Genomic DNA, 13,046 nt, shown 5'->3' on the forward strand with positions numbered 1-13,046 from the left:
GAGGAGATCTTCGGGCCGGTGCTGTCGGTGCTGACCTTCCGCACCCCGGCCGAGGCCGTCGAGAAGGCCAACAACACGCCGTACGGGCTGTCGGCGGGGGTGTGGACGGAGAAGGGGTCGCGCATCCTGTGGATGGCCGACAAGCTCAGGGCCGGCGTGGTCTGGGCCAACACGTTCAACCGGTTCGACCCGACCGCCCCGTTCGGCGGGTACAAGGAGTCCGGGTACGGCCGCGAAGGCGGCCTCCTCGGGTTGGAGGCCTACCTTGATGTGTGAGCACCGCCGTTCCCGCCGGGGTGAACGCCGGGAGCAGGCCACTCGGGGCCACGCCTTCGCCCGCGCGGGCCGGCCCGTACGCACTGGCTGGTACGCCCACCGCTGCGGCGTGAGCCGGTGCGGTCAGGTCTTCGCGCCGGTCCAACTGTCGGAGGAGACCATGTGGAGGGGGCGCGGCGATGAGTAGGTTGGCCGTTCGCAAGACCTACAAGCTGTACATCGGCGGGGCGTTCCCGCGCTCCGAGAGCGGGAGGTCCTACGCCGTGACCTCGCCCAAGGGCGACTTCCTCGCCAACGCGTCGCGGGCCTCGCGCAAGGACGTCCGTGACGCCGTGGTGGCGGCACGCAAGGCGTTCCCCGGCTGGTCGGGCGCCACGGCCTACAACCGGGGCCAGATCCTCTACCGGATCGCCGAGATGCTGGAGGGCCGCCGCGCGCAGTTCGCCGAGGAACTGGGCGGCGGCAAGAAGGCGGCGCTGGAGGCCGTGGACGCCACGGTCGACCGGCTGGTCTGGTACGCGGGCTGGTCCGACAAGATCGCCTCCGTGCACGGCACGGCCAACCCGGTCGCCGGCCCGTACTTCAACCTCTCCTCACCGGAGCCCACGGGGGTCGTCGCGGTCGTCGCGCCCGAGGACCCGCTGATGGGGCTGATCTCAGTGGTCGCGCCGGTGATCGTCACGGGCAACACCTGCGTGGTGATCGCCGCCGAGAGGACACCGCTGCCGTCGATCACGCTGGCGGAGGTGCTGGCCACCTCGGACCTGCCGGGCGGCGTCGTCAACGTCCTCACGGGTCACCAGCGGGAGCTCGCGCCCTGGCTGGCGGCCCACATGGACGTCAACGGCCTGGACCTGACCGGTGTGTCCGACGCCGACCTGGCGCTGACCTGCGAGCAGGCGGCGGCGGAGAACCTCAAGCGGGTCCTGCGCCCGTCGGACGAGGACTGGCGGGCGGCGCCGGCTCTCACCCGCATGACGCGGTTCCTGGAGACCAAGACGGTCTGGCACCCGATGGGAGCCTGACCGTCAGGCCGGTGGGATGTTGGCGTTGAGCCGGAACAGGTTGCCGGCATCCCACACGGCCTTCAGCGCCGCGAGCCGCCGGTAGTCGTCCGGGTCGTAGGCCAGGCGCACCTGGTCGGGCGTGGTGTTCTCGCCGTACAGGAAGTTCAGGCTGCGGCCTCCGGTGGCCCACGGCGACAGCGCCTCGCGGACCTGCTGGTGGAGCGGGCGCACCTCGCCGGGGTCGCCGCCCGGCGCGAGCCGGGAGAGGACACCGACCTGGTATTCGGCGTCGGAGTTGACCACGGGCCCGAGGCCCGGCTTGGCCAGCGCGCCACCCATGTGCCTGATCTCCAGAATGGCGCGCTCGGCCGCCAGCAGCGCGTCCACGGCCCGCGCGGGGAGCTCGCGCAGCAGCGAGTGGGTGGCGTAGTAGGCCATCGGCTCGGCCGGGTCGTTGTGGATGCTGCCCGACTCGGTGTAGGGCAGCTCCTTCACCGAGTCCACGAGCCGGGGGCCGATCGCGCGCAGCGGCTCCAGCAGGCGCTCGCCCTCCTGCGGACCGCCGGTGTACGCGATCCGCACGTGGGCGACGCGGCGCCCGCGGAACACCTCGGGCACCTGCGGGGCATCGGGGAACGGGATCACCGCGACGGACGAGGTCATCTCCTCGGGCAGCCCCTGTGTCCACTCGGCCCAGCCCTTCACCACGCCGGTGGCGAGATCGAAGAACAGGCCGCCCCCGTACAGTCCGGCCACCGGGACCAGTCCGATCTCCAGCGCCGTGACCACCCCGAAGTTGCCCCGCCCGCCGAGCAGCGCCCAGAACAGGTCCGGCTCCGTCGCGGCCGTCACCTCCCTGAACTCGCCGTCGGCGGTGACCACCTCGACGGCGCGTACCTGGTCGACGGCGTACCCGTAGCGGCGCGCCATGAGCCCCAGCCCGCCGCCGAGCGTGTACGACACTGCGCCGACGGACGGGGCCGAGCCGGACAGCGGGGCCAGCCCGTGGCGGGCCGCCTCCTCGATGACCCGCTCCCAGCGCACCCCGGCCTCGATCCGAGCCGTCGCCGCCTCGGGGTCGATCCGCACGCCGGTCATCCTGCGCGTGCTGATGAGCAGGCCGCCGTCGGCCGCGATCGGCATGCCGTGCCCGGTGGCCTGTACGGCCACGGGCAGCCCTTTCGCCGCCGCGTGGGCCACGGCCGCGCGCACGTCGGCGGCGTCCGTCACGCCGACGATCACGTCCGGCCGGTGGCGGGCGAGTGCCTGGAAACCGGCGCGTTCGCTGTCATATCCCTCATCACCCGGTCGGAACACCGGGCCCTTCACCATGTCCATGGTTCCAGCCTGTGTGCGTCTCATCCAGAAGTCAAAGATATGGATTGTCTGGCTGCTAGCATGCTTGCTTATGGAGCTTCGGCAGCTTGAATACTTCGTGGCCGTGACCGAGGAGTCCGGCTTCACCCGGGCCGCAGCCCGGCTCCATGTGGCCCAGCCCGGGGTGAGCGCGCAGATCCGGCAACTGGAGCGGGAGCTGGGCCAGCCGCTGTTCGACCGCTCCGCGCGGCAGGTGCGCCTCACCGAGGTCGGCAAGGCCGTGCTGCCCTACGCGCGGGCCGCGCTCGCGGCGGTCGCCGCCACCCGGCTGGTCGTCGACGAGATCACCGGGCTGCTGCGCGGGCACGTCGTGATGGGCGCCGTCTCCGCGCCCTCCGTGCTCGACCTGCCCGGGCTGCTGGCCGAGTTCCACGAGCGGCATCCGGCCGTGGAGATCTCGCTCCGGGAGACCGACCCCGAGAGCCTGATCGAGGCGGTGCGGGCGGGACGGATGGACCTCGGGCTCATGGGCATCGGATCGAGCGTGCCGGCGGGGCTCGACGCGCAGGTGGTGCTCGACCAGGCGCTGGTGGCCGCCGTCGGCCTCGGCCACGACCTGGTGGGGGAGCCCGCCATCACGCTGTCCGAGCTGGCGGACCGGGCGCTGATCTGCCTGCCGCACGGCACCGGTCTGCGGGCCGCCCTCGACGAGGCGTGCGCCGCCGCCGGGGTCACGGCACACGTCGCCTTCGAGGCCAGTGAGCCGTACGTGCTGGGGCAACTCGCGGCCAAGGGGCTCGGCCTGGCCGTGCTGCCCGAGTCGGCGGTCGCCGCCGCGCGCGACGAACTGCACGTACTGGAGATCACCGAGCCGGGCATGCGCGGCCGGATGGCGCTCGTCTGGCGGTCCACGGGGTCGTCGGGCCCCGCCGCGCGGGCGTTCATCGACCACGCTCGCCGTCGGCTGCCCGACTTCGACTGAGCGTCGGGCACAGTCAGTTCGAGTAGCCCCGTGGGCGGACCGGTGGGTGTGCGGCCGAGAGCTGGGCGGCCAGGCCAAGCAGTTGCGGTTCGCCGCCGGGTGGGGCGATGAGCTGGACGCCGATCGGCAGGCCGCTGGAGTGCGTGGCGATGGGGACGGTGAGCGCGGGCCAGCCGCACATGTTCCAGGCGCCCGTGGCGGGTGCGTACCTGATGTTGGCCAGCAGGTTGCGCGCGAAGCCGCGATCGCCCCAGCGGTCGGCCTTCGGCGGGATCGCGGCCAGCGTCGGCGTGATCAGCACGTCGGCGTCGCCGAACCACTGGTCGGCACCATAGCCGTGCCAGCGGGCACGGCCCCGCTCGCCGTCCAGCCTGAGCGCCTGGAGCACACGGCCCGCGCGGGCGAGCCCGCGGGTGCGGCGTTCCAGGCGACTCCGGTCGAGGTCGGCGGCCGCTCTCGACGCACGGGTCAGCCAGGTGGCGATCGTGGCGGGGCCCAGCGCGGCCGGCAGGCGGCGGTCGTGCTCGACGATCGTGTGCCCGGCGACCCTGAGCGTCTCGGCCGCCGCGCGCACCGCCGCCTGGAACTCCCGGTCCATCGGCAGGCCGACCGGCAGTGGCTGCGGAGCGTAGGCCACACGCAGGTCGAAGGGCTCCGGGCTGTCGGGCGGCGGCTGGGCGGCCCACACCTCGTCGTCGTCGGCCCAGACCGAGCGGAGCAGGGACGGCCGGGGCTCCACCCGCGTGCCGCCCCGCCACGCCTCAGCCAGGCCCTGGTCGGCGGCCAGGATGGAGAGCATCAGCGCCAGGTCCGGCACGTTCCTGGCCAGCGGGCCGTTCTCAGTGAGGCCGCCCCAATCCTCCGTCGGCGGAGGGACGAGGCCCGTGCCCGGTTTGATGGCGAACACCCCGCAGCACGCGCCAGGGATGCGCAGCGAGCCCATCCCGTCGTTGCCCAGCGCCACCGGCACCATCCCGGCCGACACCGCCGCGGCGCTGCCCGCCGACGAGCCGCCGGCCGTACGGGCGAGGTTCCAGGGGTTGCGTACGATGCCGTAGGCGCTGTCACCGAAGGCGACCAGGCCCAGCTCGGGCAGGTTGGTCAGCCCGATGATCACCGCGCCGGCCGCCCGCAGCCGGCCGACCGTCTCGTGGTCCTTGGGCGCGGGCGTGTCCGCCGTCACGGCGGATCCGCCGCGCGTGGCCTCGCCCGCGACCTCCAGATTGTCCTTCACCGCCACGGGCACGCCGGCGAGCGGCAACTCCGCGAGGTCGCGGCGCTGCTGCAGGGCCCGCGCCTCGTCCACGGCCCGCTCCCTGACCAGGCGGAACGCCCCGACTCCCGGATCGCGCTCGGCGATCGCGTGAAGATGCTCCTCGACGACGGCCGCGGCCGTCACCTCACCTTGACGTACGGCTGTCGCTATCTCGATGGCGGACCTGCCTGCCCACAACATGCCTAAAGTGTGCGGGTTTTCACTCTTCCTTGCGAGGCTCCCGGCCCGCCTGCTTCAGCGCGAGCCGCAACGCGTACTCGATCTGCGCGTTGACGCTGCGGAGATCGTCGGCCGCCCACTTGGCGATCGCGTCGTAGACGGCCGGGTCGAGGCGCAGCAGGAGCTTCTTACGCTCAGGCATACAGGCTGCCGGTGTTCACCACCGGCTGGATCGCCCGGTCACCGCAGAGGACGACCAGGAGGTTGGAGACCATCTGCGCCTTGCGCTCCTCGTCCAGCTCGACCACCCCCTCGGCGGCCAGCCGGTCGAGCGCGAGGTGAACCATGCCCACCGCGCCCTCGACGATCCGGGTGCGGGCGGCCACGACCTGCCCGGCCTGCTGGCGGACCAGCATGGCCTGGGCGATCTCCGGGGCGTACGCGAGGTGCGTGATGCGGGCCTCCAGGACCTCGATCCCGGCCAGCTCGGTGCGGTCGCGCAGCTCGGCGGTGAGCTCGGTGGCCACCTCCGCACCGTCGCGCAGGCTCGTGCGCCCGGGGTCGTGCGAGTCGTACGGGTGGGTGGTGGCCAGGTGGCGCACCGCGGCCTCCGACTGGATCGCGATGTAGTTCTCATAGTCGTCCACCGAGAACTTGGCCTTGGCCGCGTCGCTCACCTTGTAGACGACCACCGCGGCGATCTCGACCGGGTTGCCGTCGGCGTCGTTGACCTTGAGCTTGGCCGTCTCGAAGTTGCGAACCCTGAGCGTGACCTTGCTCTTGTTGCTGAACGGCAGCACCCACGTGAAGCCCGCCTCCTCGACCGTGCCGATGTAGCGGCCGAAGAACTGCACCACCTTCGCCTCGTTGGGGTTGACCACGGTGAACCCGCTGGCGGCCAGCACGAAGACGACGACCCAGGCGGGGCCCAGAACCGTCGGCGACACCACGGCCGCGATCGCGGCGAGCACCAGCAGGACGAGCAGGACGAGGAAACCGTTCAGGCGGAAAGCGCGTCTTTCCATTCCGACTCCTAGCTATCGAAGTGATATCACGATGATAGCGCGTTTAGGCTTGGGCGGCGTGAACGGACCATCTCTCGCCTCGGGCCAGCGTTCCCTGGGCGATCCCTCGATCACGTATCCGCTGTGGCCGCCGCTGACCCGTGGCTGCCCGACGACGAGCACCGCCTCGCTGGCCTACCCGGTCGAGGTCGACTACGACTACGCGCGGGTCGGCGCGAGCCTGTTCGAGCAGGAGCCGGGCCCCGACCTCGCCCGCTGGTCACCGCTGCTGCCGCCGCTGCACGCGCCCACGCTGGGCGAGGGCGGCACGCCGCTGATCCCGCTGGAAGGCGTGTACGTCAAGGATGAGTCGCGCAATCCCACCTGGTCGCACAAGGACCGGCTCAACCGGATCACGGTCAGCGCGGCGCTGGGTGCGGGGGCGCCCGGCGTGGTGGTGGCCTCGTCGGGCAACCACGGCGCCTCGGCCGCCGCGTACGCCGCCCGCGCCGGCCTGCCCGCGATCGTGCTCGCCTCGGCCGACGCGCCGCCCGCCGTCCACTCGTTCGTCCGGTCGTACGGGGCCAAGGTGCTGGCCGTGCCGGTCGAGGCGCGCTGGCCGCTGATGCGCGAGATCGTGGACCGGCTCGGCTACCACCCGGTCAGCAACCTGACCGTCACCCACACCGGGCACCCGTTCGGGCCCGAGGGCTACAAGACGATCGCTTACGAGCTGTTCCTGCAGCTCGGCGGGGTGCCCGCGGCGGTGTTCGCGCCGACGGGCTACGCGGAGCTGCTCTATGGCGTGTGGAAGGGATTCACCGAGCTGCGCCGGCTGGGGCTGGCGGGCACGACGCCGCGCATGTTCTCCTGCGAGGCCATCGCGGGCGGTCCCATCGCCCGGGCCGTCGCCACGGGCGCGCCGGCCGCGATCGTCTCGCTCCAGCACACCGAGGCGTACAGCATCGGCTGCTCCGTGGGCGGGCACCGGGGCGTACGGGTGGTGCGCGACAGCGGCGGCGAGGCGCTGCTGGTCACCGATGACGAGATGCGGGCGGCGCAGCGGGCGCTCGCGGCTCGGGGGCTGTGGCAGGAGGTGTCGGGGGCCGCGGGGCTGGCGGCCTATCGCAGGCTGGGGCGGGACTTTGACGGGCCGGTGGTCTGCATTGCCACATCCAGCGGGTTCAAGGATGTGGGGGTGGGGGTGGAGACGGTCGAGGTGCTGACGAACCCGACGGTGGACGACGTGTTGTGAGGTCGGGTGTGGTGCTGCGCGGTGACGTGCTCTGAGGCGGCGTCTGTGGGCCGGGTCGGCGCGTGTGGGGTCACGCCTTCAGCCACACGCGGAGCGGGCCGATCGGGGTGAAGCCGTGCCGGGACGCGGGGGCCGGGTCGGTCTCGTAGCCGACCAGCGGGCGGCCGGGGAACAGCTCGGCCGCCAGCGCCACCGTGCCCGACCAGGCGGCGTCCAGGTCGCAGCCGGAGGCGAACACGTTCGACACACCTACGACACCGCCGCTCGTGTTGAGCGCGGCCCCGCACACGATGTCGCCGCCGATCCGGCCCGCCAGCATGGTGGCCGCACGCAGCAACGGCGGCCGGAACAGGTTGGTGTTCTGCCCGGGGAAGCAGGCGCGCTCCCAGTCACGGAGCGTGCCGGGGTCGCGGACCACCTCCCAGTCGATGACGTCACCGGTTGCCGCGGTGGCGATGGCCGCGCCGGTCTTCGCGGGGGCGGGGCGGTGGATCCACTCGGCCTCGAACAGCAGGTCCCACCCGGGCGGCCGGATCGCGGCGAAACTGTCCTTGACGGAGGCGCTCTCCTTGCCCGCGACCCCGTCCAGCAGGTCGGCCCACGTCGCGTCCGGGGTGAGGGTGATGGCGTCGGGGTAGTAGGGCGGGGTGACGCCGGGGTGGGTCCAGCTCAGCGCGCCGAAGGTGCCGGGCGATCCGTGCGAGCGGCATACCGCGTCACACCACTCGGCGTTGTTACGCACCGCCTCAAGCAGCCGATCATCGGTCATCTCGCACTCCATCTCACCCGGCTCGCCCGTCGTTCGGGGGCGTGGGTCATCTCGGGTTTGCGCGGCGGGTGGGGGCCGCTGTCAGTGGGTCCTCCGGCCAGGGGTGTCTGGGGTAGCGTCCGCGGAGTTCCGCGCGGACCGCGCGGTAGCCGTCGCGCCAGAACGACGCGAGGTCCGCGGTGACCGCCACCGGGCGGCCGGCGGGGGAGAGTAGGTGTACGAGCAGCGGTACGCCGGCGATCCTCGGTGTCTCCGTCCAGCCGAACAGCTCCTGCAGCTTGACCGCCAGCACCGGCTGCTCGCCCGAATAGTCCACGCGGACGCGGGAGCCGGTCGGCACCGCGATGCGCTCGGGCGCCACCTCGTCCAGTCGACGGTTCCACGGGATCAGCCGCTTCAGGGCGGTGGCCACGTCGATGCGCTCCAGGTCGGCGCGGCGACGGGCTCGGGAGAGTTCCGGCTCCAGCCAGCGTTCGGCCAGGGCGGTCAGGTCGTCCATCGGGGGCCACGGGTCGCCGAGCTCGCGATGGCAGAACGCCAGGCGGTCCCTGAGCGCGGTGGCCTCCTTGGTCCAGGTCAGCACGTCTTCGGTGCGCAGGCCGTACAGGATGGCCGCGCGCACGTCGGCGTTCTTGAGCGGGGCGGAGGAGAGCTCGATCGCGCCGAGCCGCTCGACCACGCGGGCGGACACGTCGCCGCGGCGCTCGCCCGGCGGGGTCCGCCACGCGATCTCCTCCTCGGTGGTGACCGGGAGCGCCAGCCTGGCGGTCTCCTCGTCGATCACCACGGCCTGACGAATCCGCGCCGACGCTGACCCGGTGGGACGGTCCGCCACCGCCACGGCCAGCCACTTCGCCTCGCCAAGCCGCGACCCCTCGGCCAGCTGGGCCTGAGTGCCGGACGCCATCAGGTAGCCGCCGCCACGCCGCCGCGCCACCCGCTCGGGAAACGCCAACGCCACCGCCAGCCCGGCCAGCGCATCGTCGGTCATGTCCCGCACATCCGGCCGGGCTTGGGGGGTGCTTCTGGTGAGGCGGCGGACCTCCTGGCGCCAGCGGGCGGTGAAGCCGTCGCGGCTGTGGCGGGCCGAGCGCCAGATCTCTACGAGGTCGTCACCTGCCTCCCGTGGGAGCTGGTCGGACAGGAGCGCCACCACCTCGGCTGCCCGCGGCCCGAGGTCGAGGAGTGCTCTGGCCAGGCGCGGGTGTACGCCGACGAGCGCCATTCGCCGTCCTCGCTCGGTCACGCGCCATGTCACCCGATCGGCCCCGTCGCTTGGCGCCTGATCGGTTCCGTCATCCGTCGCCCCATCGGTCCCGGTGTCGGTGTTGTCGCTCAGCGCGTACGGGGGCGGGTGGGCGGAGGTGTTGGGGGCCGGTTCCAGGGCGCCCAGGGTGTGGAGGGTGCGGGTGGCGGCGGTCATCGCGGCGGGTGGGGGTGGGTCCAGGAGGGCGAGGCCGGAGGCGTCGGGGGTGCCCCAGCAGGCGGCCTGGAGGGCGAATCCCGTGAGGTCCGCCAGCGCGATCTCCGGCCGGGCGTGGTCGGCGAGGCGCTCGTGTTCCGCGGCTGTCCAGCATCGGTACACCGTGCCGGGGGCCTCTCGTCCGGCTCGTCCGGCACGCTGGTCGGCTGAGGCCTTCGAGACTCGTACGGTGGTGAGCGAGCCGAGCCCGCGTGCGTGATCGGTGCGCGGCTCTCTGGCCAGGCCCGAGTCCACCACCACCCGCACTCCGGGCACGGTCAGGCTCGACTCCGCCACCGACGTGGCCAGCACCACCCGGCGCGCCGACCCGGGTGACAGCACCGCGTCCTGGACCCGGGCCGGCGCCTGGCCGTGCACCTGAAGCACCTCGACGCCACCAGGCATCCCGCCGTTGGACGTTCCGGTGCCGAGCATCGCGGCCACTCTGGCGATTTCGCCCGTGCCGGGGAGGAAGCACAGGATGTCGCCGTCCTGTTCCGCCAGTGCTTGGTGTACGACCTGGGCGACGTGAGAGAGCAGGGCGGGGTCGACTCGGAGGCCGTGGGGTGGGGCCGTTGGGCGTAGCGGTGGGGTCCACACGATCTCTACGGGGTGGGTCGCGCCCGAGGCGCGGACGATCGGGGCGTTGCCGAGGAGGCGGGACCATGGGGCGGCGTCCGCGGTGGCCGAGGCGGCGAGGATGCGTAGGTCGGGGCGGAGTGTGTCCCGTACGTCGAGCAGGAAGGCGAGGGCGGTGTCGGCGTCGAGGTGGCGTTCGTGGCATTCGTCGAGCATCACCACGTCCACGCCGGGCAGTTCCTGGTCGCGCTGGAGGCGCTGGAGGAGTACGCCGGTGGTGACGACCTCCACCATGGGGTTCGCGCCGGTGTGCCGCTCGCCGCGGATGGTGTAGCTGACGCCCATCCGCTTGGCGGCGGCTCGTACGGCCAGTCGTCGCGGCTCCGCCACCAGCACGCGTAGCCCGGCCTCCGCCAGCGCGAGCGGCACGACGGTGGTCTTGCCCGTGCCGGGTGGGGAGGTCAGGACGGCCGCGCCGGCGCGATCGAGCACCCCGAGCAGCTCGGGCAGGACATGCCGGATGGGCAGCCCATCAGCCGGAGAGCCCAGCCGTCTGTCAGACCGGGACATGGGCCGCCGACAGGATCGAGTCGAGCAGGCCGGGGAAGCGGGCGTCGAGGTCGGCGCGCCGCAGGCTGATGTACTTCAGCCGCCCCTCCTGCTTCGACATGATCACCCCGGCCTCGCGCAGCGCCCGGTAGTGGTGCGAGGCGGTCGACTTGTGGACGCCGAGGTCGTCGCCCGCGGTGGTGCACGTCATCTCGCCGCGGAGGGCGAGCCGGATGACGATCTCCATGCGTACGGGATCGGACAGCGCGCGCAACACCTCGGTGAGCTGGATGTCCTCGGTGGCCGGATGTGGGAGCAGGCGCATGGTCCGACCTTACCTCCGTCTTATTGTTTGACAACAATCCAACTATGCGTCAGTTTGATGGGCATCCAACTAAAGGAGATCCAGTGAGCAGTAGGCTCTACCCCCTCGCGCTCGGGAACTTCGCCGTCGGCACCGGCATGTTCGTCACCGCCGGGCTGCTGTCGCCCATCTCCCGTGACCTTGATATCTCGCCGTCGGCGGCCGGTCAGTTGATGACGGTGTTCGCGCTGGCCTACGCGTTGCTGTCGCCGCCGCTCGCCGCCCTGACCGCCCGGCTGTCGCGCAGGCGGGTGCTGCTGATCGCGCTGGGGGTGTTCGTGCTGGGCAACACGTTGACCGCGCTGGCGCCCACGTACCCGCTGGTGATGGCCACCCGCGTGGTCGCCGCGGCCGGTGCGGCGATGTTCACGCCGACCGCCTCCGGCGTCGCCACCGCGCTGACCTCGCCGGAACGGCGTGGTCGCGCGCTCGCGCTGGTGATGGGCGGCCTGACCGTCTCCTCGGCGATCGGGGTGCCGCTGGGCACCTGGCTCGGCTCCGCGTCGAGTTGGCGGGCCACGATCTGGCTGGTGGTCGTGCTCGGTGTGCTCGGGTTCGCCGGGGTGGCCGCCGTGGTGCCCGACGTGATGATCGAGACCACGCGACGGCTGGCCGATCGGTTCGCCCCGCTGGCCGACCGGCGCGTCTTGGCGGTGCTGACGACGCAGCTGCTGATGTTCGCCGCCGCGTTCGCCGCCTACACCTACATCGGCTCGCTGTTCGACCTGCCGCTGCCCGCCGTGCTGTGGGCGTGGGGGATCGGTGGGATCGTGGGCAACCAGGTCGGTGGGCGCTTCACCGACGCGTACGGGCCGCGGCGGATGGTGCTGATCGGCATAGGCGCCTCGACGGTGCTCATGGCGCTCATCCCGGTCGCGAACCTCGCGCTGCCCGTCGCCCTGGTGTGGGCGTTCTGCTGGGGCGCGCTCGGCTGGCTGGTCGGGCCGGCGCAGCAGTACAGGACCGTCGCGGCCGTGCCGCACAACGTGCCGATCGGGCTCGGGCTACTGGCGTCGGCGCAGTACGTCGGGTTGTTCGTGGCGGGCATCACCGGCGGCCTGGCGCTCGACGGGTACGGCCGGACGGGCGTCGTCGTGCTGGCCACCGGGCTCGGGCTGCTGGCGCTGCTGTTCACGCTGGTGACCTATCGGTCGGAGCCGGCCGACGCGCCGAGCGAGAGCGCGCCCGTCAGCCCTGGGCGGGAATCCAGCCGATCGTGACCGCGAGGATGACGAACAGGCCCAGCAGGATGCGGTAGATGACGAAGGCGGTGAAGCGGTGGCTGCCGATGTATTTCAGGAACCAGGCCACCGCGGCGTAGCCGACGAAGAACGAGATGACCGTCGCCACGATGGTCGGGCCCCAGGCGGGGGCCTGACCATTGCCGATCTGGGCGACCTCCAGCAGGCCGGACGACAGGACCGCGGGGATGGCCAGCAGGAAGGAGTATTTGGCGGCGTCCTCGCGCCGGTAGTCGAGCAGCAGGCCCGCCGTGATCGTGCCACCGGAGCGGGAGACGCCGGGGATCAGCGCCAGCGCCTGCGCGAAGCCGTACACGATGGCGTGCGTGAAGCTCAGGTGCTTCTCCAGCGTGAGCTTGTTGCGGGCGGTGTGGTCGGCGAACCAGAGGATGAGGGCGAAGACGATCAGTGTGGTGCCCACCAGGCGCAGGTCGCGGAAGACCGTCTCGATCTGGTCCTTGAACGCGATGCCCAGGACGCCGATGGGCAGGGAGCCGACGATCACGTACCAGCCCATGCGGGCCGCGTAGTGGCTGCGCAGGGCCGGTGTCCACAGGGCGCGGGTCCAGGTGGAGATGATCTCCCAGATCTCTTTCCTGAAGTAGATCAGCACGGCGGTCTCGGTGCCGAGCTGGATCACCGCCGTGAACGCGGCGCCCGGATCCGGCCAGCCGAAGAACGCGGAGACCACCCGGATATGGGCGCTGGAAGAGATCGGCAGGAACTCTGTAAGGCCCTGAATGAGCCCCAGCACCACCGCTTCGAGCCAGCCGATCACGACTTCACCTTTCCTGCGCCCGCGTAAG

At 72.2% G+C, this 13,046-nt stretch carries 13 protein-coding genes; 5 read left to right on the forward strand and 8 right to left on the reverse strand.

From position 1 onward, the window contains the following. Both KLK06_RS55565 and KLK06_RS55570 read left to right on the forward strand, forming a co-directional pair. On the forward strand, positions 1–276 hold a 276-nt coding region (locus KLK06_RS55565), incomplete at its 5' end, for an aldehyde dehydrogenase family protein (RefSeq protein ID WP_214639903.1). A gap of 179 nt (positions 277–455) precedes the next feature. Then, the gene (locus KLK06_RS55570) at positions 456–1,301 is read left to right on the forward strand and encodes an aldehyde dehydrogenase (RefSeq protein WP_214643989.1); all 846 of its coding nucleotides are present in this window, start codon (positions 456–458) and stop codon (positions 1,299–1,301) included. A 3-nt stretch (positions 1,302–1,304) separates the two neighbouring features. Here the strand turns inward: KLK06_RS55570 and KLK06_RS55575 are convergent, their stop codons facing one another. Further along, positions 1,305–2,621: an FAD-binding oxidoreductase gene (locus tag KLK06_RS55575; protein WP_214643990.1), complete on the reverse strand. Its 1,317-nt coding sequence runs from the start codon at positions 2,619–2,621 to the stop codon at positions 1,305–1,307. A 70-nt stretch (positions 2,622–2,691) separates the two neighbouring features. Here KLK06_RS55575 and KLK06_RS55580 point away from each other — a divergent pair, with 70 nt between their 5' ends. After that, positions 2,692–3,582: a LysR family transcriptional regulator gene (locus KLK06_RS55580; RefSeq protein ID WP_214643991.1), complete on the forward strand. Its 891-nt coding sequence runs from the start codon at positions 2,692–2,694 to the stop codon at positions 3,580–3,582. Positions 3,583–3,595: 13 nt separating this feature from the next. Here KLK06_RS55580 and KLK06_RS55585 read toward each other — a convergent pair whose 3' ends face one another. Genes KLK06_RS55585 through KLK06_RS55595 form a run of 3 tightly spaced genes read right to left on the reverse strand, consistent with a single transcriptional unit; the run spans position 3,596 to position 6,042 of the window. Continuing rightward, complete coding sequence (locus KLK06_RS55585; protein WP_214643992.1) at positions 3,596–5,038, reverse strand: amidase; 1,443 nt, start codon at positions 5,036–5,038, stop codon at positions 3,596–3,598. 19 nt (positions 5,039–5,057) lie between these two features. After that, positions 5,058–5,219 (reverse strand): hypothetical protein, encoded by a 162-nt coding sequence (locus tag KLK06_RS55590; protein WP_214643993.1) that lies wholly within the window; start codon positions 5,217–5,219, stop codon positions 5,058–5,060. Further along, complete coding sequence (locus KLK06_RS55595) at positions 5,212–6,042, reverse strand: SPFH domain-containing protein (protein ID WP_214643994.1); 831 nt, start codon at positions 6,040–6,042, stop codon at positions 5,212–5,214. The genes KLK06_RS55590 and KLK06_RS55595 overlap by 8 nt, the downstream gene beginning before the upstream one ends. A gap of 58 nt (positions 6,043–6,100) precedes the next feature. Between KLK06_RS55595 and KLK06_RS55600 the strand changes: the two genes are divergently transcribed. Next, positions 6,101–7,276, forward strand: coding sequence for a pyridoxal-phosphate dependent enzyme (locus tag KLK06_RS55600; protein WP_214643995.1), 1,176 nt, complete (start codon positions 6,101–6,103; stop codon positions 7,274–7,276). Positions 7,277–7,346: 70 nt separating this feature from the next. Here the strand turns inward: KLK06_RS55600 and KLK06_RS55605 are convergent, their stop codons facing one another. Genes KLK06_RS55605 through KLK06_RS55615 form a run of 3 tightly spaced genes read right to left on the reverse strand, consistent with a single transcriptional unit; the run spans position 7,347 to position 10,960 of the window. Next, complete coding sequence (locus KLK06_RS55605) at positions 7,347–8,045, reverse strand: hypothetical protein (RefSeq protein ID WP_214643996.1); 699 nt, start codon at positions 8,043–8,045, stop codon at positions 7,347–7,349. Between the two features lie 46 nt (positions 8,046–8,091). Beyond that, a complete protein-coding gene (locus KLK06_RS55610; RefSeq protein ID WP_214643997.1) occupies positions 8,092–10,656 on the reverse strand; it encodes an ATP-dependent RNA helicase in 2,565 nt (854 codons plus the stop codon). Beyond that, on the reverse strand, positions 10,643–10,960 hold the full coding sequence (locus KLK06_RS55615; protein ID WP_214643998.1) for a helix-turn-helix transcriptional regulator: 318 nt from the start codon (positions 10,958–10,960) through the stop codon (positions 10,643–10,645). Before KLK06_RS55615 ends, KLK06_RS55610 begins: the two co-directional genes overlap by 14 nt. 83 nt (positions 10,961–11,043) lie before the next feature. Between KLK06_RS55615 and KLK06_RS55620 the strand changes: the two genes are divergently transcribed. Further along, positions 11,044–12,219: an MFS transporter gene (locus KLK06_RS55620; RefSeq protein WP_214643999.1), complete on the forward strand. Its 1,176-nt coding sequence runs from the start codon at positions 11,044–11,046 to the stop codon at positions 12,217–12,219. On the opposite strand, the gene KLK06_RS55625 is transcribed toward KLK06_RS55620, so the two are convergent. Then, positions 12,188–13,018: an undecaprenyl-diphosphate phosphatase gene (locus KLK06_RS55625; RefSeq protein WP_214644000.1), complete on the reverse strand. Its 831-nt coding sequence runs from the start codon at positions 13,016–13,018 to the stop codon at positions 12,188–12,190. The genes KLK06_RS55620 and KLK06_RS55625 overlap by 32 nt on opposite strands. Positions 13,019–13,046 lie beyond the last annotated feature (28 nt).

Source organism: Nonomuraea sp. NEAU-A123 (assembly GCF_018603905.1).
Taxonomy (GTDB): domain Bacteria; phylum Actinomycetota; class Actinomycetes; order Streptosporangiales; family Streptosporangiaceae; genus Nonomuraea.